Origin of the sequence: Streptococcus sp. DD11 (genome assembly GCF_001578865.1) — a bacterium.
GTDB classification, from domain to species: domain Bacteria; phylum Bacillota; class Bacilli; order Lactobacillales; family Streptococcaceae; genus Streptococcus; species Streptococcus panodentis.
Genome location: NZ_KQ969396.1, coordinates 145,556 through 147,648, shown reverse-complemented (window position 1 = coordinate 147,648; position 2,093 = coordinate 145,556). Strand labels below are relative to the sequence as shown.

At 47.8% G+C, this 2,093-nt stretch carries 2 protein-coding genes; both read left to right on the top strand.

Annotation, left to right across the window (positions count from 1 at the left end; genetic code table 11):
* A partial coding sequence (locus STRDD11_RS10090; protein ID WP_128837322.1) for a PEP-utilizing enzyme occupies positions 1 to 1,947 on the top strand: 1,947 nt, incomplete at its 5' end.
* 5 nt (positions 1,948 to 1,952) lie between these two features.
* On the top strand, positions 1,953 to 2,093 hold a 141-nt coding region (locus STRDD11_RS14635; protein WP_241209432.1), incomplete at its 3' end, for a CDP-alcohol phosphatidyltransferase family protein.

Below are 2,093 nucleotides of genomic sequence, written 5' to 3'. Positions count from 1 at the left end.
GCTGAGAGTTTGGTTAGCGGTCAAGTCAATCCTGAGCAGCTAGCTCTTGCTTGGTACAAGCCAGACTGGCTTCAGTTTGAAAAGACTGAAATCCCTCTGGCAGTCTTGCAGAAGCTGCATGAACTGGTGTTGGAGATTGTGGCGTATTTTGGTCGGCCGATGGATATTGAGTGGTGTACCGTACAAGAGCAAGTTTATCTACTGCAGGCTCGGCCCATCACGACAGTACCAACTAAAATCGACAGTGGCCGCTGGACGACGGCGAATTTTCGGGATGGTGGCGTGGCGGCCCAGCCCTGTCCAAATCTGATGTGGAGCCTTTACCGCCATTCTTGGCAAGAGGCACTCTCCAGTTTTTTGCTGGCAATTGGCCTAGAGCCAGATGGTGTGATGCCGCCGCTGATGCGCCTGCATTATGCTCGGCCTTTCTGGAACTTAGGAGTGGTCAAGCAAGGTATGGAGCAGATTCCAGGCTATATTGAGCGAGACTTTGATGATGAGCTGGGAGTTAATAAAGACTACCAAGGTCAAGGTTTTACCAACAAATTAAGTCCAGCCTTGCTCTTGAATTTCCTGCGGGTAGCTTTAAAAACACAAAAAGTAACTAAAACCTTTCTGCATCAGGCGCCAGACAAGCTGCAAGAGTTGCGCCAGCAATTTAACCGCCTAAATCAAGAAATACGAGAACTGAACGACCAAAGCCCGCTCCAGCAAGTCGAGAGTCTTTGGCAGTTAGTGCTAAATCAGGCTTATTTAGACAGTGAGGGAACTTATTTCTGGCAGGCCTACATCAATACGGTCCAGCTGTCTATGAAAAAGACCAGTCTACTCAAATGGCTGACGGTTGATGAATTTTTCCAACTGATAGCTAAGTTGGGAAATGTTTCTCATACCAAGCCTTTGGCTCGAATGCTGGAAGCTGCGGATCTTATTTTGGCAGAGGAGAAACTGACAGACGATTGGCTGAAGTTATCGGTGGAAGAGTTGCAGGAACTGGCTGCACAATATCCTGAGCGAGCAGATTTTATCGAGATTCAGGATTTTCAAAAGGTTTTTGGCTATCACTCGACACGGGAGCTGGACTTGCGAGTAGCTAGTTATGAAGAAGATGCTCATCAGGTTCTGACAGCGGTCCAACAGTTGGTTGTTGATACAGCTTATTACCAAGCGGCCAAAGCTTCGCTCAGTCCTGTCTCAGAGTCTAAACTGAATCTTGCCCATCTATCTCAAGTCAAGCAGAAAAAGATAGAAAAAATCAGTCAAGACCTGCGGAACTTGCTCTGGTGGCGAGAGGAGTTCAAGGATATTTCCACGCGCTATTACCATCTCATTCGTCAGATTAGCCTCAAACTCGGCCGAGCCTATGAAAAGCAAGGCTTTCTGAAAGATTCTCAAGATGTTTTTTACATTAAGAAAGAAAGTCTGACTGCCTTTATGGAAGGGCAAAAGACTGCCGACCAGCTTCAAGAAGAAGCAGCAGGTAATCAGCATTATTGCCAGGCCTATCGAAATTTTGAACCAGTGGGTGATTTGACTGACAAAGAGATGAGCCTGGAAGAGGGGGCCCATGATAGTCAGGCCCTGCTGACGGGAATGCCAGCCAGCAGCGGTCAGGTAACCGGTCGGGTTCGAGTTCTCTTGGATTTGGCCGATATTGAGACGATTGAGCCGGGAGAAATTCTTGTCACTCGCTATACAGATACGGGTTGGAGTTATGTTTTCGGTATTCTGGGCGGTCTTGTGACAGAGTACGGCGGAGTTCTCTGTCATGCCTCTATTGTCGCTCGGGAATGCGGGATTCCAGCTCTGGTCTGCGCCAAGAATGCAACTCAGCTGCTAGAAACTGGCATGCTAGTAACCTTAGATGGAAGAAGAGGAGAAATAAGAATTCATGAAAAAAGAATAAACCTTTGTTTATCGGTGAATACGATAAATCTGTTATCCTGACTTATATGGGCGCCGCTTTTGCACTGTTGGCAGTCTATGCCGTCATTCAGTCCCAGCTGCGTCTGGCCATGATGGCCTTTATCGTTAGCGGTATCTGTGACCTCTTTGATGGCGTGGTGGCGCGACGGATGAAGCGGACTGAAAGT